This is a genomic window from Streptomyces griseocarneus (genome assembly GCF_014655595.1).
GTDB lineage: Bacteria > Actinomycetota > Actinomycetes > Streptomycetales > Streptomycetaceae > Streptomyces > Streptomyces griseocarneus.
In genome coordinates, this window is record NZ_BNBL01000018.1 from 92,951 (window position 1) to 115,140 (window position 22,190).

General features: G+C 71.0%; 23 protein-coding genes and 1 tRNA gene. 13 read left to right on the plus strand and 11 right to left on the minus strand.

Translation table 11 applies throughout. From position 1 onward, the window contains the following. Window positions 1-16: 16 nt before the first annotated feature. Window positions 17-1,219, minus strand: a complete 1,203-nt coding sequence (locus IE295_RS31035) for a cytochrome P450 (protein ID WP_190067119.1) — start codon at window positions 1,217-1,219, stop codon at window positions 17-19. Window positions 1,220-1,583: 364 nt separating this feature from the next. Here IE295_RS31035 and IE295_RS31040 point away from each other — a divergent pair, with 364 nt between their 5' ends. Continuing rightward, entirely contained in the window at window positions 1,584-1,982 is a 399-nt protein-coding gene (locus tag IE295_RS31040; protein ID WP_190067120.1) for a hypothetical protein, read from the plus strand. A gap of 133 nt (window positions 1,983-2,115) precedes the next feature. Here IE295_RS31040 and IE295_RS31045 read toward each other — a convergent pair. After that, window positions 2,116-2,191: transfer RNA gene (locus IE295_RS31045), tRNA-Arg, on the minus strand. A gap of 58 nt (window positions 2,192-2,249) precedes the next feature. After that, the gene (locus IE295_RS31050) at window positions 2,250-3,512 is read right to left on the minus strand and encodes a M6 family metalloprotease domain-containing protein (protein ID WP_190067121.1); all 1,263 of its coding nucleotides are present in this window, start codon (window positions 3,510-3,512) and stop codon (window positions 2,250-2,252) included. A 279-nt stretch (window positions 3,513-3,791) separates the two neighbouring features. Between IE295_RS31050 and IE295_RS31055 the strand changes: the two genes are divergently transcribed. Both IE295_RS31055 and IE295_RS31060 read left to right on the plus strand, forming a co-directional pair. After that, complete coding sequence (locus tag IE295_RS31055; RefSeq protein ID WP_190067122.1) at window positions 3,792-4,451, plus strand: TetR/AcrR family transcriptional regulator; 660 nt, start codon at window positions 3,792-3,794, stop codon at window positions 4,449-4,451. A 152-nt stretch (window positions 4,452-4,603) separates the two neighbouring features. Then, window positions 4,604-6,109 carry an MFS transporter gene (locus tag IE295_RS31060; RefSeq protein ID WP_190067123.1) on the plus strand — a complete coding sequence of 502 codons (1,506 nt, stop codon included), beginning with the start codon at window positions 4,604-4,606 and terminating at the stop codon, window positions 6,107-6,109. 135 nt (window positions 6,110-6,244) lie between these two features. Here the strand turns inward: IE295_RS31060 and IE295_RS31065 are convergent, their stop codons facing one another. Further along, window positions 6,245-6,790, minus strand: a complete 546-nt coding sequence (locus IE295_RS31065) for a MarR family winged helix-turn-helix transcriptional regulator (protein ID WP_190067124.1) — start codon at window positions 6,788-6,790, stop codon at window positions 6,245-6,247. 144 nt (window positions 6,791-6,934) lie between these two features. Between IE295_RS31065 and IE295_RS31070 the strand changes: the two genes are divergently transcribed. Beyond that, window positions 6,935-7,696, plus strand: coding sequence for a dioxygenase family protein (locus IE295_RS31070; RefSeq protein WP_190067160.1), 762 nt, complete (start codon window positions 6,935-6,937; stop codon window positions 7,694-7,696). Between the two features lie 54 nt (window positions 7,697-7,750). Here IE295_RS31070 and IE295_RS31075 read toward each other — a convergent pair whose 3' ends face one another. Beyond that, entirely contained in the window at window positions 7,751-8,188 is a 438-nt protein-coding gene (locus tag IE295_RS31075; RefSeq protein ID WP_190067125.1) for a hypothetical protein, read from the minus strand. 465 nt (window positions 8,189-8,653) lie between these two features. Here IE295_RS31075 and IE295_RS31080 point away from each other — a divergent pair, with 465 nt between their 5' ends. Further along, complete coding sequence (locus IE295_RS31080; protein ID WP_190067126.1) at window positions 8,654-9,667, plus strand: sigma-70 family RNA polymerase sigma factor; 1,014 nt, start codon at window positions 8,654-8,656, stop codon at window positions 9,665-9,667. A gap of 112 nt (window positions 9,668-9,779) precedes the next feature. Here IE295_RS31080 and IE295_RS31085 read toward each other — a convergent pair whose 3' ends face one another. Then, window positions 9,780-10,745, minus strand: coding sequence for a helix-turn-helix transcriptional regulator (locus IE295_RS31085; protein WP_190067127.1), 966 nt, complete (start codon window positions 10,743-10,745; stop codon window positions 9,780-9,782). Between the two features lie 195 nt (window positions 10,746-10,940). Here IE295_RS31085 and IE295_RS31090 point away from each other — a divergent pair, with 195 nt between their 5' ends. Further along, the gene (locus IE295_RS31090) at window positions 10,941-12,404 is read left to right on the plus strand and encodes an MFS transporter (protein WP_190067161.1); all 1,464 of its coding nucleotides are present in this window, start codon (window positions 10,941-10,943) and stop codon (window positions 12,402-12,404) included. Window positions 12,405-12,582: 178 nt separating this feature from the next. Then, window positions 12,583-13,575: a LysR family transcriptional regulator gene (locus IE295_RS31095; RefSeq protein ID WP_190067128.1), complete on the plus strand. Its 993-nt coding sequence runs from the start codon at window positions 12,583-12,585 to the stop codon at window positions 13,573-13,575. Here the strand turns inward: IE295_RS31095 and IE295_RS31100 are convergent. After that, window positions 13,554-13,787 carry a hypothetical protein gene (locus tag IE295_RS31100; protein ID WP_190067129.1) on the minus strand — a complete coding sequence of 78 codons (234 nt, stop codon included), beginning with the start codon at window positions 13,785-13,787 and terminating at the stop codon, window positions 13,554-13,556. The genes IE295_RS31095 and IE295_RS31100 overlap by 22 nt on opposite strands. Before the next feature lie 229 nt (window positions 13,788-14,016). Here IE295_RS31100 and IE295_RS31105 point away from each other — a divergent pair, with 229 nt between their 5' ends. The 5 genes from IE295_RS31105 (at window position 14,017) to IE295_RS31125 (ending at window position 18,565) form a co-directional block, all read left to right on the plus strand. Further along, the gene (locus IE295_RS31105; RefSeq protein ID WP_190067130.1) at window positions 14,017-14,847 is read left to right on the plus strand and encodes a helix-turn-helix domain-containing protein; all 831 of its coding nucleotides are present in this window, start codon (window positions 14,017-14,019) and stop codon (window positions 14,845-14,847) included. Next, window positions 14,844-15,065 carry a DUF397 domain-containing protein gene (locus IE295_RS31110; protein WP_190067131.1) on the plus strand — a complete coding sequence of 74 codons (222 nt, stop codon included), beginning with the start codon at window positions 14,844-14,846 and terminating at the stop codon, window positions 15,063-15,065. Before IE295_RS31105 ends, IE295_RS31110 begins: the two co-directional genes overlap by 4 nt. Next, a complete protein-coding gene (locus IE295_RS31115; RefSeq protein WP_190067132.1) occupies window positions 15,056-15,535 on the plus strand; it encodes a GNAT family N-acetyltransferase in 480 nt (159 codons plus the stop codon). The genes IE295_RS31110 and IE295_RS31115 overlap by 10 nt, the downstream gene beginning before the upstream one ends. Window positions 15,536-15,872: 337 nt before the next feature. Then, window positions 15,873-16,880 (plus strand): hypothetical protein, encoded by a 1,008-nt coding sequence (locus IE295_RS31120; RefSeq protein ID WP_190067133.1) that lies wholly within the window; start codon window positions 15,873-15,875, stop codon window positions 16,878-16,880. Between the two features lie 89 nt (window positions 16,881-16,969). Further along, window positions 16,970-18,565: a DHA2 family efflux MFS transporter permease subunit gene (locus IE295_RS31125; RefSeq protein WP_190067134.1), complete on the plus strand. Its 1,596-nt coding sequence runs from the start codon at window positions 16,970-16,972 to the stop codon at window positions 18,563-18,565. 40 nt (window positions 18,566-18,605) lie between these two features. Here the strand turns inward: IE295_RS31125 and IE295_RS31130 are convergent, their stop codons facing one another. Next, a complete protein-coding gene (locus IE295_RS31130; RefSeq protein ID WP_190067135.1) occupies window positions 18,606-19,736 on the minus strand; it encodes a P1 family peptidase in 1,131 nt (376 codons plus the stop codon). Then, a complete protein-coding gene (locus tag IE295_RS31135) occupies window positions 19,733-20,953 on the minus strand; it encodes a low temperature requirement protein A (protein WP_190067136.1) in 1,221 nt (406 codons plus the stop codon). Before IE295_RS31135 ends, IE295_RS31130 begins: the two co-directional genes overlap by 4 nt. A 75-nt stretch (window positions 20,954-21,028) precedes the next feature. Between IE295_RS31135 and IE295_RS31140 the strand changes: the two genes are divergently transcribed. After that, window positions 21,029-21,226 (plus strand): hypothetical protein, encoded by a 198-nt coding sequence (locus tag IE295_RS31140; protein ID WP_190067137.1) that lies wholly within the window; start codon window positions 21,029-21,031, stop codon window positions 21,224-21,226. Between the two features lie 30 nt (window positions 21,227-21,256). Here IE295_RS31140 and mscL read toward each other — a convergent pair whose 3' ends face one another. Continuing rightward, complete coding sequence (mscL, locus tag IE295_RS31145) at window positions 21,257-21,736, minus strand: large conductance mechanosensitive channel protein MscL (protein WP_190067138.1); 480 nt, start codon at window positions 21,734-21,736, stop codon at window positions 21,257-21,259. A 97-nt stretch (window positions 21,737-21,833) separates the two neighbouring features. Further along, a complete protein-coding gene (locus IE295_RS31150) occupies window positions 21,834-22,028 on the minus strand; it encodes a hypothetical protein (protein WP_190067139.1) in 195 nt (64 codons plus the stop codon). Between the last annotated feature and the right edge of the window lie 162 nt (window positions 22,029-22,190).

Here is a 22,190-nt window from a genome sequence, read left to right on the forward strand (position 1 = left end):
CGTCAGGGCAGTCGCGTCACCACGCCACCGGGAGCCTGTGCAGCCCGTAGACGCCCATGCTGTCCTTGAACGGCAGTTCCGCCACCGGGGCGGCCAGCTTCAGGCCGGGGATCCTCGCGAAGAGCGTCGTGAAGACGACCTCCAGCTCCATCTTGGCGAGGTTCTGGCCGATGCACTGGTGGATGCCGTGGCCGAAGGCCAGGTGGTGCTTGCCGCCCCGGTCGATGTCCAGCCGGTCCGGGTCGGGGTAGACGTCTTCGTCGAAGTTGGCCGAGGCGCTGAGCCCGATGACGCCTTCGCCCGCGCGGATCAGCACGCCGCCGATCTCGATGTCCTCCAGCATGACGCGGGAGGTCACCTGGTCGGCGATGCTGAAGTAGCGCAGCAGCTCGTCGACGGCCTGCGGGGCCAGGGCGGGGTCGGCCGTCAGCTTGGCCAGCTGGTCGGGGTTCTCCAGCAGGCCCACGACGCCGAGGGAGATCATGTTCGCGGTGGTCTCGAACCCGCCGACCAGCAGGACGTTCGCCATCCCGACCAGGCCCGCGTGATCGAGGGTGCTGGTCTCGCGGTTCTTCAGGACGAGCCTGCTGAGCAGGTCGTCCCCGGGGTCCGCCTCCTTGGCCGTGATCAGCTCGGCGAAGTACGCCTGCAGATCCTGATGCGCCTGGTTCCGCTCCTGGGGGTCGGTGTCGACCGAAACGATCTTCTTGGAGCAGTCCTGGAAGAACGCGCGGTCGGCGTAGGGCACCCCGAGCAGCTCGGAGATCGCCAGGGACGGCACGGGAAGGGCGAGCGCCTCCACCAGGTCGACCGGCCCCTCGCCGGCGAGCATGGCGGAGATGCACTCGTCCACGATCTCCTGGATGCGGGGGCGCAGCTGGAGCACCCGCTTGACGGTGAACTCCGGGATCACCATCTTGCGCTGCGCGGTGTGCACCGGGGGATCCATGGCGAGCATCACCGGCCGCATCTGCTCCATGACCTCCGCCGGGATGTCGAAGTGGAGCGGATAGCCGGGGTGGGCCATATTCGAGCTCACGTCGGGACTGGCGAGCAACTGCCGTATGTGCTCGTGCCGGGTGAGCAGCCAGGCGGTCCGCCCGGAGGCCAGGGTGACTTTGCTGATCGGCTGCTCGGCGCGCAGGGAGGCGTACTCCTTGGGCGGCTGCATGGGGCAGGTCCTGGGATAGGGGAAAGCGCCGATCTGACTGTCAGTCATGCTCTGCTCCGCTGGCAACTCAAGGGAATTTTGCTGACGCACTCTATCGGGCTCTATTCGTCACCACGGGATAATGAGGCCGATGTCACGCGGTGCGGCCCGATTAACCCTGCGGTATACCACCCGAGTTCATCGCGGTGCGTTGGCGGAACCGTGCCGTCCGTTCTCTCCTGCGTGACGAAGGTGCACGTGGGGGCGGTGATGGTCACCGGAACAACTCCCTCCGGATAAGCCGGTTCTGATGCCCGGTGGACTCTCGTGCGGGCACGTCATGACAGGTAGTCTGCGGGAGGGAATCCACACCGTGGAGTTTCGAAGTCAGCCGTACGTATGGGGGCGTTGGGTTATGTACGTTTCGATCGTCATGTGGGATCTGAAGAAGTCGGAGGCCACTGTGGAGAGCCTCAGGGATTACCTGCGTGACTACGCCGTCGACGCCTACTCCACCCTGGACGGTATGAAGCTCAAGGCATGGTTCTCCAACGCCGAACGGCAGGTGTGGGGCGCGGTCTATCTGTGGGACCGGCCCGATCAGATGCAGAGCCTGTTCAGCGTCAGCAAGGCCATCGAAATCATCGGCTATCCGCCGACATCGGTCGGTGCCTTCGCCCTCGAGGCGATAGCCGAAGGAAACAGCGTGCACGAGACGCTGGCCGGCCTGGGCCTCGCCCTGGAGACCGGAGCGGCGGCGCCCGGCGAGCTCGCGGGCGATGCGGCGGGCGATGCCGCCGGCGACACTGCGGGCGACACCGTGACGGCCTGAGCCGGCGGGCCCGGCCGGCCCTCCTGAGGCGTCCGGCATCCGTCCGGCGTCCTACCGGTCCGTCCGGGGCTCGTCCGGGGCCTCGCAAAAACGCCGGCCTGGGGGAGAAACCCCAGGCCGGCGCCTTGATGCATGGTGCCCCCGGGCAGATTCGAACTGCCGACACCCGCTTTAGGAGAGCGGTGCTCTATCCCCTGAGCTACGGAGGCTGGACCGCCGTCAGTGTAGCGGGTGCCCGGGCGGCGGGGGCAGGGCGGCGGGTGCGGGTCAGGCGTGGTGGGCCGGCGGGCGGGTGCGGGTGACGGCAACGCGGTACGCGCCGGACGGAGTCCGGGTCAGGACCTCGATCGTGACGCCCGCCGTCGTCAGGCGCTGGCCCGGGCGGTAGGCGGCGTCCGTCATGCCCGCCGCCACATTGGGGTCGCCCCGGTGGCAGCCGCGGCTGCCCGGCGTGGCGTCGGCGGTACGGACCGGGCCGGCGCCGGACGAGAGGTCCGAGGCGATCGTGCTCACCACGACGCCCGGGCGGCAGACCGCGTGGTCGAGCCGGCCGGGGGCGCGGGCCTCCAGCGTGATCGCCCGGGTCCGGGAGAGGGGGACCACGGCCAGCTTGGCGCCGCCCGGCGCCGAGGTGGGGGTGAGGGTCACCGTCCGGGTGCCGGGGCGGGCCAGGCAGTGGACCTGGCGCGAGGCGAGCCAGCCCAGCTTCCACTTGTGCCAGGCCATGAAGTCGTTCGAGGGGCCCCAGTCCTCGTCCATCGGATCCCAGTGGCCCACCGGGGTGTGCCCCGCGCGCACGCGGCCGCCGTAATAGAGGTCGGGCAGGCCGAAGCTGTGGGCGTTCTCGTGGTTGAGGACGCGGAAGGGGCTGTCGCCGGTCTGGCGGCTCCAGATGAAGGACACGTTCTGGACGTCGACGCCGTCGTCGGTCTCCAGCCCCGTGGGCGCGCCGGCGAAGGTGACCGAGCGCACGTCCCGGGTGGCGGGCGGCCCGGCGTTGGGCGTGGCCAGCACGTTGATCAGGTCGTAGCGCCGGAAGTCGACGTCCTCGTCGACCGCGTCGAGGATCTCCCGGGCGATCGCGTGGTAGCCGTCGTTGCGCGCCGGGTCGAAGGTCGTGCCGCGCGTGATGCCGTACGAGCGGTACGGGCGGGACATGCGGATCCAGCGGGTCACCGGGGTGGAGCGGTAGTCGAGCCGTCCGTAGGAGCTGGCGCGGAAGTAGTCGGCGACGGCGGGGAAGAACTCGGAGTACCGCTGCCGGGGGCTGATGCGCGCGGGGGCGTCGGGGAAGTCGATGAAGAAGGTGACGGCGCGGACCCGGCCGTTGGAGGGGGCGAAACCGCGCGGTGTGCGGGCGCCCTCGGAGACGTCGTGGGTCAGGGTGCGCAGCGCGCAGGGGCCGTACGGGCGTACGCCCGGGCCGGCCGGCGCGGCGTTGGCCGGGCTCTGCTCCTCGGCCCGGGTCGGGGCCGGCGCGGCCAGGGCCAGCACCGCGGCGGTCGTGACGGCGATGACCAGGGTCTTCATGCCGCCCACCCTCTGCCGGGCCGCCGGGGGGTGCCTGTCGGGTTGCGGCAGATGGCCGCAGACGTTCCCCCGGGGTGGGATCCGGCCGGTATGTGACGTGGATCTCATTCGGAACCGAAATATCCGGGGAGTGGCTCCCCGTTTAACTGAGCGTTCCTGCCAAACGGGGAGACGGTCCCCGATTGCGGAACGCGGCCGGAACGCCGTCCGAACGCGATCCGGAACGCAGCCCCAGAGCCCGCACGGGCCCCGACAAGCCCAGGTAAGGAGTGATCGGCCGTGGTCACAGCCCCGCAGCCGCGTCTTCGCGCCGACGCGCTCCGCAACCGCGAACGGATCGTCGCGGCCGCCCGGGAGGCGCTCGTCGAACACGGTGTCGAGTCCTCGCTCGATGAAATCGCTCGACGCGCCGGGGTCGGAAATGCCACGCTGTACCGGCACTTCGCGGACCGCCGCGAGCTGATCCACCATGTCACCCTCTCCGTCATGGACCGCATCGCGGACCAGGCCGAGCGGGCACGAGCCGAGGAGCCCGATGCTTTCCGCGCGCTGAGGCGCTTCGTTCACGCCGCCGCCGACGAGCGGATCGGGGCACTGTGTCCGCTGCTGCGCGAAGGCGGCGTCGACAAGGACCACCCCGACCACGTCGTGGCGCGCGAGCGCCTGGAGACCGGAATCGGGGCGCTGGTCGACGCAGCGCATGCGTCCGGTCAGCTGCGCCCCGATGTGGCCATCGGTGACCTGATGGTGGCGATCACTCAGCTCACCAGACCGCTGCCGGGCACCGGCTGCCTCGGCTTCGAGGACTTCTCGCGGCGCCATCTCCAGCTGTTCCTGGACGGGCTGATGACCCCGGTCCGTTCGGAACTTCCCGGCTCTCCCACGACTTTGGAGGACCTGCGCCGTGCGGCGCGGGAATCCTCCGTGCTCCACCGCTGACGCGTCACGAGCACCACGCATCACGCATCACGCATCACGCAGTACGAGCACCACCGCATCACCGGCGCCACGCATCACCGGCGCCACGCACCACCGGCACCACGCACGTCCGACTTCTCCACCTCTCCGCAACTGCTAGGTAGGCCCCACCCATGCCTGACGCTCTGACACAACCCGACCCCAAGCGCTGGAAAGCGCTCATATTCATCGCCCTGGCCCAGCTGATGGTCGTGCTCGACGCGACCATCGTGAACATCGCCCTGCCCTCCGCCCAGTCCGACCTCGGCATCTCGGACGGCAACAGGCAGTGGGTCATCACGGCCTACGCCCTCGCCTTCGGCGGTCTGCTGCTCTTCGGCGGCCGCATCTCCGACCTGTGGGGCCGCAAGCGCGCGTTCGTCGTCGGCCTGATCGGCTTCGCCGCCGCGTCGGCGCTCGGCGGCGCCGCCGTCAACACCGGCATGCTGCTGGGCGCCCGCGCCCTGCAGGGCGTCTTCGGCGCGCTGCTCGCGCCGGCCGCGCTGTCGCTGCTGGCCGTGCTGTTCACCGAGGCCAAGGAGCGCGCCAAGGCGTTCGGCATCTTCGGTGCCATCGCCGGTGCCGGCGGCGGCGTCGGCCTGATCTTCGGCGGCGTGTTCACCGAGTACCTGAACTGGCGCTGGACGTTCTTCGTGAACATCCCCTTCGCCGTCGTCGCCGCGCTCGGCGCCATCGCCGTGGTCCACGAGCCCGCCGGAAGCCGCAACCCCTCGAAGCTCGACATCCCCGGCGTCATCCTGGCCACCCTCGGCCTGGTCTCGCTGGTCTACGGCTTCACCCGCGCCGAGTCCGACGGCTGGACCGCCGGCAGCACCCTCGGCCTGTTCGCCGCCTCGGCGCTGCTGCTGCTGGTCTTCGTGCTCGTCGAGCGGAAGGTCAAGGCGCCGCTGCTGCCGCTGCGCGTGATCACCGACCGCAACCGCGGCGGCATCTACGTCTCCCTGGCCCTCGCCGGCATCGCGATGTTCGGCCTCTTCCTCTTCCTGACCTACTACCTCCAGGTCGTGCGGGGGTACTCGCCCGTCAGGACCGGCCTCGCGTTCCTGCCGATGATCTTCGCGATGATCATGGGTTCCACGCAGATCGGCGCCCGCCTCATGACCCGCGTCCCGGCGCGGTTCCTGATGGGCCCGGGCTTCCTGCTCGCGGCCGTCGGCATGGTCGTGCTGACGCAGATCGACCTGGACACCTCCTACACCACCGTCATCCTCCCCGGCCTGGTGCTGATGGGCATCGGCATGGGCACCGCCTTCATGCCGGCCATGAGCCTGTCCACGCACGGCGTCCAGGCCCGTGACGCCGGTGTCGCCTCGGCGATGGTCAACACCTCGCAGCAGGTCGGCGGCGCCATCGGCACCGCGCTGCTCAACACCATCGCCGCCAGCGCCACCACGGACTACTTCAAGTCCCACATGGCGTCCGGCACCGACCCGAAGCTGCTCACCTTCCAGTCGATGGTGCACGGCTACTCCACCGCCGTGTGGTGGGCGGTCGGCATCCTGGTGCTGTCCGCGCTCATCGCGCTCGTCGCCATCAACGCCGGTCACCAGGGCGGCCCGGTCGCCGGTTCGGCCGACGGCGAGGGCGCCGAGGACGTCGTCCCGGTGATGGCGCACTGATCCCGTAGCACCGCGCAGGCACCTACCAGCACGCGAAGGCCCCCGCCACTGACGGCGGGGGCCTTCGCGTGCGTCCGTACGCCAGCCGTCCGTAAGCCAGCCGTCCGTGCGTCCGTACGTCTGTACGTCCGTGCGTCAGCGCAGCCAGGGCAGGTCCGCACCCGCCGGCTGCAGGCCCGCCGCGATGATGCGGCACATCTCGCCGAACTGGGCGGCCTGTTCCGGGGTGAGGCGGTCGAAGACCGCCGCGCGGACGGCCTCGACGTGGCCCGGCGCGGACCGCTGCAGCATCTCGAAGCCGGCGTCGGTGAGGACGGCGAGCTGGCCCCGCTTGTCGGAGGGGCAGTCCTCGCGGCGCACCCAGCCGTTCTTCTCCAGCCGGGCGATGGCGTGCGAGAGCCGCGAGCGGGTGATCTTGGCGGACTGGGCGAGCTCGGTCATCCGCAGCCGGCGGCGCGGCGCCTCCGAGAGCTGGACCAGCAGCCCGTAGTAGATGTGCGGCATTCCGGCGTCGCGCTGGAGCTGCCGGTCGAGGTGGTCCTCGAGGAGCGTGTAGGCGTGCATGTACGCCCGCCAGGTGTCCTGTTCCGCCGGGGTCAGCCAGCGGGGTTCGGCGGCGGCCCCGGGGGTCTCGGCGGACGTGGCCTCGGCCTCGGCGCTCGCCGCGGGTCGGTTCTTCATGACATCCACTGTTTCACTCGCTGCCTCCCCGGTGCGTGCCCGGAGCTCATTGCTTGAAGTCTAAATAAGTCTGGACTAAGGTCGGACGTAGAACTTGAGAGTTCAAGTAAATCCGCCCGGTCGCCCGAGGAGGCCCTCATGCGCATGCCCGCCCTCTACCTCTCGCACGGCGCGCCGCCCCTCGCGGACGATCCCGTATGGCCGGGCCAGCTGGCCGCCTGGGCCGCCGGCCTGCCCCGGCCCCGCGCGATCCTGATGATCTCCGCCCACTGGGAGGAGGCCCCGCTCGCGCTGGGTGCCACCGAGACCGTCCCCCTCGTGTACGACTTCTGGGGCTTCCCCGAGCACTACTACCGCGTCAGCTACCCCGCCCCCGGCGCCCCCGAACTCGCCGACCGGGTGCGCCGGACGCTGCGGGGCGCCGGTGCGCCCGTACAGGACCTGCCGGACCGGGGCCTCGATCACGGCGCCTACGTCCCGCTGGCCGAGATGTACCCCGAGGCCGGCATACCCGTGCTCCAGATGTCGCTGCCCACGCTCGACCCGCGGCGGCTGATGGACATCGGCCGCCGGCTCGCGCCGCTGCGCGACGAGGGCGTGCTGATCGTCGGCAGCGGCTTCTTCACCCACAACCTGGCCGCGCTCAAGCACGCCGGGTCGGGACCGCCCTCCTGGTCGGCGGAGTTCGACGCGTGGGGGCGCGAGGCGCTCGGGGCCGGGGACGTCGACGCGCTCGCCGACTTCGCGCACAAGGCCCCGGCGGCCCGGCTGGCCCATCCCCGCACCGAGCACTTCGCGCCGCTCTTCGTCGCCCTGGGCGCCGCCGGGGACGACCTCGGCGCCCAGCGCAGCGTCATCGACGGCTTCTGGATGGGGCTGGCCAAGCGCTCGGTGCAGTTCGGGTGATCCCGTGGCGCCGCCCCCGGCGCGATTGGGTGCGCCGGGGGCGGGTAGCCGCGTTCAGTGTTCGTGCCAGTAGAAGATGTAGTACGACGTGAGGCCCATGCCCAGGCCGAAGGCGAGCCCCACGAAGCAGGAGTCCAGGACCGTCGCCCCGCTCAGGCTGCGCAGGAAGCCCATCGAGACGCCGAACAGGGCGCCGAACGCGGCCGCGCGGACCTCGGTGATCATTCGGTTGCGCTCGTGGATGACGGCGTAGCCCAGGGCGGCCGCGATCGCGCCGGCGATGATGCCCAGCACCCAGCCGCCGGCCTCGGAGTAGCCGTTGTCGTGGGCGAGGAAGACGGCGTAGAGGCCGAGGACCACCCCGCCCACGACGGGGACGACCCGGCCGGCGCGGGAGGCCTGTCCTTCATGGCGCACATGGCCGGTCCGCGGGACCGGGCCGGGGCCTTCGTGGGCGACGTGCCGCCCGGGCATGATCGAGTGCGTCGGCATGACGGGCTCCTCTCACTCACCCTCCGTCCCACCAGCGCACACCCGCACCCAGGGCCCGGCAACTCGATCACCTGGTGCGACGCCGCCCGGGAAACCGGCCCCGCCGCCCGGGAAACCGACCTTCCGGGACTTCTCCGGGCAACCGGATTCCGTCCGGCGGCGTCTGTGCAAGGGAAGGGCGGCCACGGGCGGACGGCGCCGAAATGTGACGGCCGTCTCATGGGCGCCATGGCCGTAGGGGAAAGCGGGGGATGCGGGGCCCGTCCCGCCACCCTCCTGACCTGCGCTTCCGTCCGGCCGGGCCGGGCGCCGCCCCGGCTGCGGCCGCGCAGGATACTGCATGATCACAAAAAAGAAGAAGCCCTCGGGGAATTCTGTCCGGATTCCGGCCGTTCTTTACTTCGGACGGGGCGCCCACCGGTCGCCCGGCCCACCCCGCGAACGTCTCATCGCAAGGGAGTACGCATGGCAACCCGTGCCGTCGCCCGTCGTCGGACCACCAGCGCCAAGGGTGGAACGGACGAGGCAAGCAGTGTTCGCGTGTCCTCAGGCGGGGAGATCGCCGATCGCGACCTGGTCGGCATGTACCTCGACGAGATCGCGCGTACGCCCCTGCTCGACGCCGCCAAGGAGGTCGAGCTCTCGCAGACCATCGAGGCGGGCGTCTACGCCCAGCAGATCCTCGACGGCCTGGAGGGCGGCGGTGACAAGGCCGGCGCCGCCTCCCGCGAGGAGCTGGAGGCGATAGCCGCCGAGGGGGCCCGCGCCAAGGACGTCTTCATCAAGTCCAACCTCCGCCTCGTCGTCGCCGTGGCCCGGCGCTACCCGCGCAGCGGCCTGCCCCTCCTCGACCTGATCCAGGAGGGCAACGCCGGTCTGGTGCGGGCGGTGGAGAAGTTCGACTACACCAAGGGATTCAAGTTCTCCACGTACGCGACGTGGTGGATCCGCCAGGCCATCACGCGCTCGATCGCCGACCAGTCCCGCACGATCCGCCTGCCCGTCCACCTGGTCGAGGAGCTCGGCCGCATCCGGCGGGTCCAGCGCGAGTTCAACCGCGAGAACGGCCGCGATCCCGAGCACGCCGAGATCGCCGCCGAGCTGGGCACCACGCCCGAGCGCGTCGGCGACGTCCTCGACTGGGCCCGCGACCCGGTCAGCCTGAACATGCACGTGGACGACGAGGGCGAGACCCAGTTCGGCGACCTGCTGGAGGACACCTCCGCCGTCTCGCCCGAGCAGTCCGTCATCGCGCTGCTGCGCAGCGAGGAGCTGGAGGGTCTCATCGGCCGCCTCGACCACCGCACCGCGTCGATCATCAAGGCGCGCTACGGCATCGAGGACGGGCGCGAGCGCACGCTCACCGAGGTCGGCAAGCAGCACGGCCTCACGCGCGAGCGCATCCGGCAGATCGAGAAGCACGCGCTGCTGGAGCTGAAGAAGATGGCGCACGACACCGGGTTCGACGCGGCGGCATAAAAGGGCATACCCTCATAGACCGGGCCCCGGCGCCTCCCCCCCTTGCGTCGGGGCCCTTCTCTGCTCTGCCCTGCCTTCGTACGGGCGCTCCGCCCTGCCCTCGTACGAGCCCTCAGCGCGCGGCCGCCGCGCGGCTGATCCGGGCGCCCAGCTCCTCGAGGCGCTCGACCAGCTCCCGCGGCTCCTCCACGGTGAACTCGCAGTCCAGCATCGCCAGCCGGAAGGCCACCCACTCCAGCGCGTCCGACGTCATCACGTCCAGGCGGCAGGCGTCGTCGCCGTCCGGAGTGGGGGAGCCCAGCCAGTTCGGCAGCCGCGCCGCCACGAACTCCACGGGCGCCCGGAACGCCGCCACCAGGCGGTACGTCGGCTGCAGCCGGGCCATCGACCGCTTGAGGAACTCCGCCGCGTCCGCCACCGGCAGCTCGCGCGGGGCGAAGCGCGCCCCCGTGGCGAACGGCTCGCTCACCCGGTCGACGCGGAAGGTGCGCCAGTCGTCGCGGTCGATGTCGTAGGCGACGAGGTACCACCGCCGGCCGGTGCTGATCAGCCGGTTCGGCTCGACCAGCCGCTTGGTCTCGGTGCCGTCGCCCGTGCGGTAGGCGAAGCGCAGCCGCTCGTTGCCGGTGGCGGCCGAGGCGATGACGGTCAGCGTGCGCGGGTCGACGGTCGCGCCGTCGCCGCCGGTGAGCGGCACGGTCGCCGCCTGCAGGGCGGAGACGCGGTGCCGCAGCCGGGACGGAAGCACCTGCTCCAGCTTGGCCAGGGCGCGTACGGACGCCTCCTCGATGCCCTCCACGGCATGGCCCGCGCCCGCCCGCAGCCCCACCGCGATGGCGACCGCCTCCTCGTCGTCCAGCACCAGCGGCGGCAGGGCGGCTCCGGCCGCCAGCCGGTACCCGCCCTCCGCTCCCATCGTTGCCTGTACGGGGTAGCCGAGATCGCGGAGCCGCTCGATGTCCCGCCGGATCGTGCGCGCGCTGACGCCGAGCCGGTCCGCGAGCTCGCTGCCGGGCCATTCGCGAGGCGTCTGGAGGAGGGACAACAGATTCAGTAGCCGTACCGGGGTGTCCGTCATGGTCTCCACAGTGTCAGCGATATAGGACGCGTTTTGTCCTACATACGGGTTAGTTTTTTCCGAGCGACACGGACGACACCGGACGAACCCCGGCGAACGACAAGGAAGGCACCTTCTGTGACCACCACCGCGACCACCGATCCGCCCCTCGAGGGCGCCGCCGACCGCCGCCGCTGGCTGGCGCTCGCCGTGGTGATGACCGCGTCCTTCATGGACCTCGTCGACGTCACCATCGTCAACATCGCCATGCCGAGCATCCAGAAGGACATCGGCGCCTCCTTCAGCATCCTGCAGTGGATCACCGAGGGGTACGCGCTCGCCTTCGCCGCCGGCCTGATCACCGGTGGTCGTCTCGGCGACATATACGGGCGCCGCCGCGTCTTCCTCCTGGGCATGACCGGCTTCACGCTCGCCTCGATGCTCTGCGGCCTGGCCGGTGACCCGCAGCTGCTCGTGGCGGCCCGCGTCCTGCAGGGCGCGACGGCGGCGCTGATGGTGCCGCAGGTGCTGGCCATCGTCCACGCCACGTTCCCGGCGCACGAGCGCGGCAAGGTCTTCGGCCTCTTCGGTGCCATCGTCGGACTGGGCGCGGTCTCCGGGCCGATCCTGGGCGCGCTGCTGACCCAGTGGAACCTGTTCGGGCTCGAGTGGCGCCCGATCTTCCTCGTCAACCTCCCGGTCGGCGTCGCGGGCCTGATCCTGGGCCGCAAGTACATCTCCGAGTCCAAGGCCCCGCAGGCCCTCAAGCTCGACCTCGTGGGCGTCGTCCTCGCCACCGGCGGCCTGCTGATGCTGCTCTACCCGCTCACCCAGGGCCGCGAGCTGGGCTGGCCGCTGTGGGGCCACCTGTGCATGGCCGGCAGCGTGCTCGTCTTCGCCGCCTTCGTGGTGTACGAGCGGTACAAGACCCGCAAGGACGGGTCGCCGCTGGTCGAGCTGTCGCTGTTCCGGGTCAAGAGCTTCGCCGCCGGCATCGGCGTCGAGATCGCCTTCGGCATCGTCTGCGGCATCTTCTTCCTCATCTGGACGCTCTACATGCAGATCGGCCTGGGCTGGAGCCCGCTGCGGGCCGGCCTGACCGGCATCCCGTTCTCGCTCGGCGTCTCGGTGGCGGCCGGCATCTCGGTGCAGAAGCTCGTCCCGAAGTTCGGCCGCAAGGTCCTGCAGGCCGGTGCGCTGGCCATGATGGCCGGCGTCGTCCTCTACATCTGGGAGTCCGAGCACTTCGGGCTGGACATAGCGCCCTGGCAGATGGCCCTCCCGCTGATCGTCATGGGCCTCGGCATGGGCCTCATCGTCGCCCCGCTGACCGAGACCGTCATCGCCGAGGTCCCGCGCGAGCACTCCGGCTCCGCGTCCGGCCTGATCAACACCACGCAGCAGCTGGGCAACGCGATCGGCCTCGGCCTGGTCTCGGTCGTCTTCTTCAACGCCCTGGACGAGAAGAAGATGGCCCAGGGCAAGGCGGGCCAGGCATTCGGAGAAGCGTTCCGCCATGGCATGTGGTGGGCGGCCGCGGTGCTCTGCGTCGTCCTGGCCCTGATGTTCGCGCTGCCCCGCAAGCCCTCGGCTCCGGCCGGGGGCGCGGAGGACGCCGAGGGCACGGACGCCTCCGCCGACGCCCCGGCGGCCGGGAAGGAAACGGCCGCGGCGCACTGAGCGCAGCCGTGAGGGCCCGGTCCTCCCCCGTGGGGACCGGGCCCTCACGCGCGGTGCCCCGGACGGCTTTCCCCCGTATCCCCCCGATTCCCCCCGCCGTTCCATTCTCCCTTTCCGCCCGTAGCGGGTGGAAGTGAGCACTCATGCGAGGGCGGGCGGGATTGATAACGTTGCCTGCATGGCAAAGGGCAGCGCGTCCGACCCGAGCGTGCGTCAACTGCGGCTGCTGCTCGTCCTGTCGGAGGAACTGCACTTCGGACGGGCGGCACAGCGGCTGTTCATCAGCCAGCCGGCCCTCAGCCGGCAGATCCAGGCCCTGGAGGAACGCCTCGGCCTCACCCTCGTCGAACGGTCCACGCGCCGCGTGGAACTCACCCCCGCCGGAGAGGCCGTCCTGCCGCACGCGCGCGCCATGGTGGACGCCGCCGACGGACTGCGGGAAGCCGTGGAGTCGGCACGCCGGACCCGGACCCTGTCGGGGCGGACGGTCCTCGGCGCGTACGCCGTGGCACTGCCCGTCATAGGGGCCATCGTCCAGCGCATGCGCGCACTCCACCCCGACCTTCAGGTCGAACTCCGCGAGGTCACCTTCGCCGAGCAGGCGCAGGTCCTCCTCGAGGGCCGAGTGGACGCGGTCCTGTGCTTCGGCCCCGTGCCGGCGGGCCTGCAGTCCCTGGAGGTGGCGACCCAGCCCCGGCTCGTCTGCCTCCCCGACGGCCACCCCCTCGCCCGCCGCGACCGGGTGACCATCGCCGAACTGGCCGGCATCCCGCTCATCAACGTCCCGGACCACGTCCCCCGCGTCTACCGCGACTTCTGGTCGGTGGACCCGCGCCCTGACGGCTCGCCCGTCCTGGCCACGGACCACCGCGCGACCACCCTCGACACCATGATGTCCGCCGTCTGCCTCGGCCAGGGCATCACCTTCGCGGCGGCCGACGTGCGCGAGCTGATGCCCCGCCCGGGCATCAGCTACGTCGACGTCGTCGACCTGTCGCCGTGCAGCGTGATCCTCGCCTGGGCGGCGGCGCGGCGGGAAGTGCCGGCGATCGTCGCGCTGCGTGGCGTCGTGCGCGAGGTGTGCGGGGCGACCGCTGCCGCCGGACCGAACGCCCGCTGGTGGGACACGCCCGCACCCCTACCCCCGCCTCAGTCCGGCCAGCTGCCGTAACGGCGGGCGAACGTCACCTCGGCCGCCTTCAGGCTGAGCTCCTCCTGCACGGTGGGCGGACGCAGATTGGACGCGGGCGTACGCCACGTCGTCCCGTTGGGGTGCCGGACGCTGGCCATGCGGTTCGCGTCGATGGCGGTCACCTTCCCCCGCCCGCCGCTGACGGTGTCCACGACATTGGCCCCGACCACGATCTCGGCCTCGACCCCCATCAGCGACCCGCCCCCTCAGGACGGATGACCGGCGCGGCTTCGGGCTCGTCGAACGGGTCGCGAGTGGACTGTGGGAGGGGGGTGGGCATGAATACCTCGGATTGTGTTCGGGTGTTCACTCGTTCGAGCGGGTCAACTACTTTGCCAGAGACCAGGGTTGCGCACTGTGCGTACCGTCGGTAGGGGGATGGGATCCCAACCCCGACCATGGGATAGGGGGGCGGTGGGTATGGCTCGGCGCGTACGGGAACTCACGCCGGAGAAGTCGGCGCGGCACCTGTTCGGCGCGGAGATCCGGCGCCGCCGGGAGCAGGCCGGGATGACGCTGGACGGGCTGTCGGAGGTCGTGCGGTACAGCCGCAGCCACCTGTCGCGCATCGAGATCGCGGACTATGTGCCACCGCCGGATCTCGCGGCGAAGCTGGACGCGGCGTTCGGGACGGACGGCATCTTTGAACGGATTTACGCGCTGGCGCGGCATGACGTTCATCCCGACAAGTACCGGCGCCGGATGGAGCTCGAGACACGGGCGCGGCTGATCCAGGAGTACGCCGGGTGCTTCATCCCCGGACTCGTCCAGACGGAGGACTACGCCCGCACGATCTTCCGGCTGAGCGACCCGAGGCGCAGCGAGAGCAAGATCGAAGAGATGGTGGCGGTCCGCATGGGCCGCCAAGCGCTCCTACGGTCCGATGCGCCGCCCGACGTCTCGTACATCATCGATGAGGCGGTCCTTCGACGTCCGGTCGGCGGGCCTCGCGTCTGGCGCGCACAGCTGGCCGCTTTGGCCGAGGTGGCCAATACGTCGACGAGCATCCTGCAGATTCTGCCGTTCGCGCACGGGGAACACCCACTGATGGGCGGTCACTTGGTGTTGTTCACCCTGGACGACGACACGGTCATCGCCTACGAGGAGAGCATCACCACGATCGAGTCGCTGGAAGAACCGGGCTACGTCAGTCGCCACCAACGGTCCTTCGAGGTACTGGGCGCGTTCGCCCTCTCACCGAGCGACTCGAGGGCATTCATCCAGGCCATCGTGGAGGATCTACCGTCATGAGCACTACCTCGATTCTCGCTGAGGCGATATGGGTCAAGTCCAGCTACAGCAACGCGGACGGCGGCGGCTGCGTCGAATGGGCCCCCGCCCTGGCCCCCACGGGCGTCATACCGATACGTGACTCGAAGCGCCCCGAACGCACCCCGCTGACCTTCGAACCGGCGGGGTGGGCAACGTTCGTCGAGGCGCTCAAGTCATCATCGGCTGCATGGAGCTGAAGAACCTCATCGTGCGCCGTGCGGCGGACGCCGACGCGGGTGCTGTCGCCGACGTGTGGTTGCGTTCCTTCGCGACGGCGCTGCCGCAGGTGCGGCGGGCGCACACGGACGCGCAGGTCAGGGCGTGGATCACGCACGTCGTCGTGCCGAGCCACGAGACGTGGGTGGCGACGGTCGACGACTCGGTCGTCGGGATGATGGTCCTCGACGGCGAGGACCTGGACCAGCTCTACGTCGACCCGCCGCTGCGCGGCCACGGCATCGGCGACCGGCTGGTCGGCCTGGCGAAGGAACACCGTCCTGCCGGGTTGTCGTTGTGGACGTTCCAGGTCAACGGCCCGGCGCGACGGTTCTACGAGCGCCATGGGTTCGTGGCGGCCGAGCTCACGGACGGCCTGCGCAACGAGGAGCGCGAGCCGGACGTGCGGTACGTGTGGCGGCCGCCGCGCGGGCGGGCTCCAGGTCGGTGATGTGCCGTACAAGTGACGTCACTTGATGGATCCCCCTGCTCGGTGGCTGCGATTCCTTGCCGGACTGTGCTGGTCAGGCCGGTATTCAAGCCAGTGGCTTTCAGTGGAATCGTTGCTCGTTCAATCTCGTGAGCCACTGCAGCCACTTACGCCCCAGCGTCGGTACCGCAGGCCACAATTCGGCCCGGAAGATCCTTCGTTGCGTCCCGAAAGGGACGAGACCGAAATCCGTTGCTCGCCGCGACGCGGCCTTGCGCGTTCACTTGCGTGAAGACAGCATTCATCGGGGCTCGAGCCTGCCCGAAAACGGAAAACCCATGTTCGAAAGGGGCCTGATATGGCGCGCAACCTCATATTCAATGGCGACTTCTCCAGGAATCCGGTCTGGAATTTCGACGAGGCCGGCAAGTCGAAGGTCCTCGCGGTCGAATGGGGCGTCCGCTTACCGGGGTGGACCTTCAACGCGCTCAAGGGCGATTACGCCGACTACCCGGGCAAGGCGATCGACATCGTCAGGGGCGACTACGCCTTCGAGCAGGAGGAGAAGAAGGGGATCCAGGGCAACGCCGTCGAGCTGATCGGTCGCACGATCCCCGGCTACCTGCAGCAGGTGGTGGCCACCGAGCCGGGCGAGTCGTACGAGGTGTCGTTCTGGGCCGGGTACGCCCCGTGGCCGGGGAATGACGTCGCCTGGGCGGGCATCAAGGCCGAGGCGCTGGACGGCACCGACGAAACGCTGGTGCTGGCGGCGAAGGAAGTCAGGATCGACCGCAAGGAAGAACTGCGCGCGGACAGTTCGCGATTCCCGCAGTGGCGTCAGGTGGTGACCCGTTTCACGGCCAAGAGCCAGTGGACGGTCATCAGGTTCTCCGATACCACCGCCGCCAACATGACCGTCAGCTGGACCGGCGGCGTCATCGCCGATGTGCAGATGACGCATGCGCTCGAGGTCTCGGTGCAGGACCGGAACCCGCAGCCGGCCAGGCGCGGGCAGCAGTACCTGTACCCGTCGGTGGATGTGACCAACATCGGCAAGCAGCGCGTCAGCACCGAGACGATCATCCTGACCGCGCCCGAGGGCGTGCGGTTCACGGACAACGTGCTCTACGTGCAGAAGGACGGTCGCCCCGAGCGCCGGTACCCCGGCACGCTCTCCAACAACGGCACCGTTCTCACGGTCGAGAGCGTCCCCCTCGACCTGGCCGCCTACCCCGACCCGGACAGGACCACGAGCCTGTGGGCCGAGGTCGCCGTGGACAACGACGCCCCGCTGGGTGTCGCGGAGATCCGGTACCAGGTGGGTTCCGCGCCCGTCGGCGTGGCGACCATCAACGTCCAGCGCTAGACGACGGTCCCTCTCGGGCGTGCGCCGTCGGAGTCTCCTGCCGGCGGCGCACGCGGTCCGCGGTCCGTGTTCCGGCAGGATGTTCGATCATGACTCAATCGAACGCCGATACGGCCGACGCCGACGCCGATGCCGCCGACGCCGCCCAGCCATCGCCCGGCGGCCGTAGCGGGCTGCGGGGGCACCCCTGGCTCACCCTGATCACACTGTCCGTCGGCGCGATGATGGTGTCGCTCGACGGGACCATCGTGACCGTCGCCCAGCCCGCCATGCAGGAGCGCCTGCACGCCTCCCTGGCTCAGGTGCAGTGGGTCACCAACGGCTACCTCCTGGCCGTCGCCGCGCTGCTCATCACCGCCGGCAAGCTCGGCGACCGCTTCGGCCACCGCACGGTGTTCCTCATCGGCGCCGCCGGCTTCACGCTCTCGTCCGCCGCGATCGGCGCGTCGCCGGACATCGGGTGGGTGATCGCCTTCCGCGTGCTGCAGGGGGTGTTCGGGGCGCTGATGCAGCCCGCCACGCTCGGTCTGCTCCGCACGGCGTTTCCCGGCGAGAAGATCAACATGCCCATCGCCGTGCGCAGCGGCGTGATCGCCGCTTCGACGGCGGCCGGGCCCATCGTCGGCGGGCTGCTGGTCGAACACGTCGGCTGGCAGTGGGTCTTCTTCCTCAACCTCCCCGTCGGCGCGCTCGCCATCGTCGCCGGTCTGCTCGTCCTGCGGGACGTACGGGTGCACGATCCGGCCCGGTCCGGGGCCTTCGACGTCCCCGGCGTGGTGCTTCTCTCGGCGTCCCTCTGCTCGCTGATCTGGGGTCTGACGAAGGCGTCCGGCTACGGCTGGGGTGATCTGCGGACCGTGGGGTGCATCGGGGGCGCGCTCGGGCTCGGTGCGGTGTTCGTGTGGTGGCAGGGGCGGGCGGCCGATCCGCTCGTACCGCTGCGGATCTTCCGCTCGGTGCAGCTCTCGGCCGGCGTGGTCCTCATGACGGTGATGGCGTTCGTGATGGTCGGCTCGCCGTTCGTCCTCGTCTTCTACCTGCAGAACGTGCTCGGGCTGAGCCCGGCGCAGTGCGGCGTCCGGGTGCTCGGGCTGACCCTGCTGATGATCGTCGGGGCGCCGCTCGCGGGGATGTGGATGCACCGGGCCGGGGCCCGGGTGCCCGTCGTCTCCGGCATGCTGGCGATCGCGGCGGCGATGGTCGCGCTCTCCCAGCTCGACGCGCACGCCGGCACCGTCCTTACGAGCCTGTGCTTCTTCCTCCTCGGGCTGGGCTTCAGCCCCGTCATGGTCGCGGCGACCAAGCTCGTCATCGGCAGCGCACCCGTCGAACTGTCCGGAGTGGCGGGCGGCCTGCAGCAGACGTCCATGCAGGTCGGCGGCAGCCTCGGCACGGCTGTCCTCGGTACGGTCATCGGCGCCCACACCGGGTCCGTTCTGCCGGGCCGGCTCGCCGACGCCGCCGTGCCGGACATGCCGCCCGCCTGGTACGAGTCCACCGTGGAGGCCGTCTCCGTCGGACTGGCCCCGGACCTGCCGGTGTCCGGGCGGGTCGCGGCCGCGCTCCGGGGGATCGCCGAGCAGACGTTTCTCGAGGGGATGGAGCGGGCCCTTCTGGTCGCCGCCGGCGTGGCCTTCCTGGGCGCGCTGACCGGTCTCCTCGTCAAGGGCAAGCCGCGGGCCTGAGACAGGACCCCGCTCCGGCGCCACGGCCTCTGACGTGACGTCAGCAGTCGGGGCCGTAGAGCTCGCGGTACGAGGGGAAGACGCCGCCCGGCCCGTCCACGCCCTGGGCCGCGAGCACCCCCTTGACCACCGCCCGCGTCAGCACGTCCGCGCCCGCCGCCAGGATCTCGTTGACCGCGCCGGCCGCGAAGTCGGCGCTGCCGGGCAGGTGTTCCTCGTGCGGCAGCGGCCGCCGGCCCGTGGCCATGGCGAAGACCGTGTCCCCGTCGGTCAGCAGGTGTACGGGCCGCACCGCGCGGGCCAGACCGTCGTGGGCCGTCCCCGCCAGCTTCTGCGCCTGGGCGCGGGTGAGGACGGCATCGGTGGCGATCACGGCGATGGTCGTGTTCAGCGGCGGGTGTGCCGACGCCGCCCAGCGCCGCGCCGACTCCTGGCGGGCGGCGTCCAGGGCCTGCTGGGCCGCGGCGTGGCGCTCCGGCGCCGGGTACTCGACGCGGCCGCCCTCGACGTAGCGGCCGTAGAGCACGCCGGTGGCCGGGTCGGCCACGGAACCGGCCGCGTTGACGGCCGCGAGGGCCGCGACCGTCACCCCGGAGGGCAGCACGAGGCTGGCCGTACCGATGCCGCCCTTCAGCCCGCCGGCCACCGCGCCCGTCCCGGCGCCCACATTGCCCTCGGCCACGGGGTCACCGGGGCGACCGCTCGCCGCGGCCTCGGCCGCCTCCCTGCCGAGGGCCGCGTCCGGGCGGGCGCGCCAGTCGCCGCCGCGGCCGAGGTCGAACAGGGCCGCCGCCGGGACGACCGGCACCACCTGGGCCGGGTCCGGGCCCACGCGGAAGCCGCGGCCGGCGGCCTCGAGGAACGCCATGACCCCGGCCGCCGCCTCCAGGCCGAAGGCGCTGCCGCCGGTCAGGACGACGGCCTCCACCCGCTGGACCAGGTTGCGGGGATCGAGGGCGTCGGTCTCCCGCGTGCCGGGCCCGCCGCCGCGGACGTCGACGGCGGTCACGGCCCCGCCGGCGCCGGGGCCCGTACCCGGGTCGGTGAGGACGACGGTGGTGCCGGTCAGGGCGCGGTCGCCGATTCGCTGCGCGTGGCCCACGAGCAGTCCGGGCACGTCCGTGAGGGCGTCGAGGGGGCCGGGGATCGGGGCGGGACGTGTGGTGGTCATGCGGCATGCGTACCACGGGGTGCCCGCCCGGATAAGGCCGTTTCTCCTCTCGCCGCCAGCACCGCTCCCACCCCCACCGTCACCGCTCCCACCAGCCCCGCCAGCAGCACCGCCGCATCACCCGCGAACGTGCAGGCCAGGACTGCCACGGACGCGGTCGGCAAGGTCAACTGCTGGGCCGGGCCGCGTTTGTAGTGGCGGGAGTGGATGAGCCAGACCGAGAACATGAAGACGGCCGCCGGGACGGTCACCGTGGACGACGCCGCGAAGGTGGAGATGTGGGCCTTGCCGATGACCTGCTCGACCGCCACCTCGATGCCGGCACCGATGGCCGCCGCCGAGCAGAAGATCACGTAGTGGCCGTAGCCCCAGAGGAAGGCCTGGCGGTTGGAGGCCAGGTGGAGGTGGATGGGGGCCGCGAAGTAGATCCAGTAGGCGGCGAAGATCAGCAGCAGGCCGCCCGCCGCGATCGGCAGCAGGGTGCCCAGCGCCTCGTCCTCGTCCGCGGCCGACTGGACCGCCGTCGTGGCGGCCGCCACCGTCTCGCCGAGGACGATGATGGTGAACAGGCCGTACCGCTCGGCGATGTGGTGCGGGTGCCAGGCGGTCTGCCGGCGGAGCTCGGCGAGGACGGGGACCGCCATCTCCACGAGCGCCATCGCCAGGAAGAGCCACGGCTTGGCGTGGTCGGGCAGGAGCAGCAGGCCCAGCCAGCCGACCTGGCAGACGCACACGCCGACGGCGTACCGAAGGGCGGTCTGCCGCTCGGCCCCCGCCGACGCGTGCGCCGCGCGCAGCCACTGGAAGACCAGCGCCAGGCGCATCACCAGATACCCGAACCACACCAGCGTGAAGTCGCTGTCGTTGAACGCCCGGGGAATGCCCGCCGCCAGGATCAGCACGCCGGCGATCTGCACCAGCGTCACCACGCGGTAGAGCGCGTCGTCCGTGTCGTACGCGGACGAGAACCAGGTGAAGTTCACCCAGGCCCACCAGATGGCGAAGAACATCATCAGATAGCCCGGGATGCCGTGGCCCGGGTGGCCCTCCGCCAGCGCGTGCACCAGCTGCCTGCCGGCCTGGGCGACCGCGACCACGAAACAGAGGTCGAAGAAGAGCTCCAGCGGGGTGGCCGTCCGGTGCTCCTCCTCGCGCCCGCGCTCGGTCATGCGGCGCAGCAGGCCGTGGCGCCGGGCGGGAGGCGATTCCTCGCTCATAGGGCGATTGTCGCCGGGGCGCCCGCCCGCCGCCCGCCGAACGCCGGTCGCGGGGGCCGCCCGTACCCTGGAGGCATGAGTACCGCCCCCGAACCGCGCGCGCCCCGGCGTGACCCGGCCACCGCAGCCGCGCTGATCTTCGACGACCCGCTGTCGCAGCAGTCCTCGGACGACACCGACCGTGGGTGGGGCGACCGCCCGGCCTCCGGTGGCGGCGACAGCGCCGCCGACCTGGCCCGCTTCCTGGACGAGAAGCCGCCCCACCACGTCTGACGGGCGGGGCGGGGGCCGCCGCGCGCCGCTCTAGCGGGGGGCCGGCACCGAGTCCGAGCCCGGACCCCGGCGCTGCTCGATCAGGGTGTCGCGGATCTGGGCCAGCAGCTCGATCTCCGTCGGCTCGGCGGGCTTGGTCTCCGCCGGGGTCCTGGCCGCCTGGCGGTCCTGCCAGCGCTTCATGGGCAGCAGCATGAGGAAGTAGACCACCGCCGCCGTGATCAGGAACGTGAGCGAGGCGCTGAGCACCGCGCCCCACTGGATGTAGACCCCCTTGGTCACCTCTCCCGTCGCGCCGCGCGCGCAGGGGCCCTTCAGGCAGGCCGCGTAGTGATCGAGGTCCTTGGTGCCGAACGCACCGACGACCGGGTTGATCACGCCCTTGACCACAGAGTTCACGATGTTGGTGAACGCCGCGCCGATGACGACGGCGACCGCGAGGTCCACGACGTTGCCCCGCATCAGGAATGCCTTGAAGCCGCCAAGGACCCCTGTCTTCTTCTCGCTCACCGAACAACCTCTCTCTGTACGTACCTGTGACGGAATGGTCGATTCCATAACATACGAGAGAATCTGGCTGCCCTGTCGCATCCCGAAACATGGCCGATCAGCCCAGGTGCCAGGGGGCCAGCCGCGCCACCGCCGGTGAGCACACGACGACCGCCGTCAGCCCGGCCGCCGCTGCCGCCGTCCACCGGCGATGGCGGCCGCGCCGCCCGCCCGGGCGCACCGGAGCGAAGAGCGGCACCCGGCGGCGCGGGGGCGTCCACGGGGGCGGGAGAGGGGGAGTGGGAGCAGGCATGCCGGGCCACCGCCTTTCGTGAGGAACGCGAGCTCGTTCTCGGCGCTCCTCACGATCCCGGCTTTTCCCGGCCCCCGCCCGGGCCTGTGGACGACCGTCCGGTTGTGGAAAACCTCATGCCCCGCGGGGGTGACGGCAGCCCACAGCCCGTAACGGTTACGG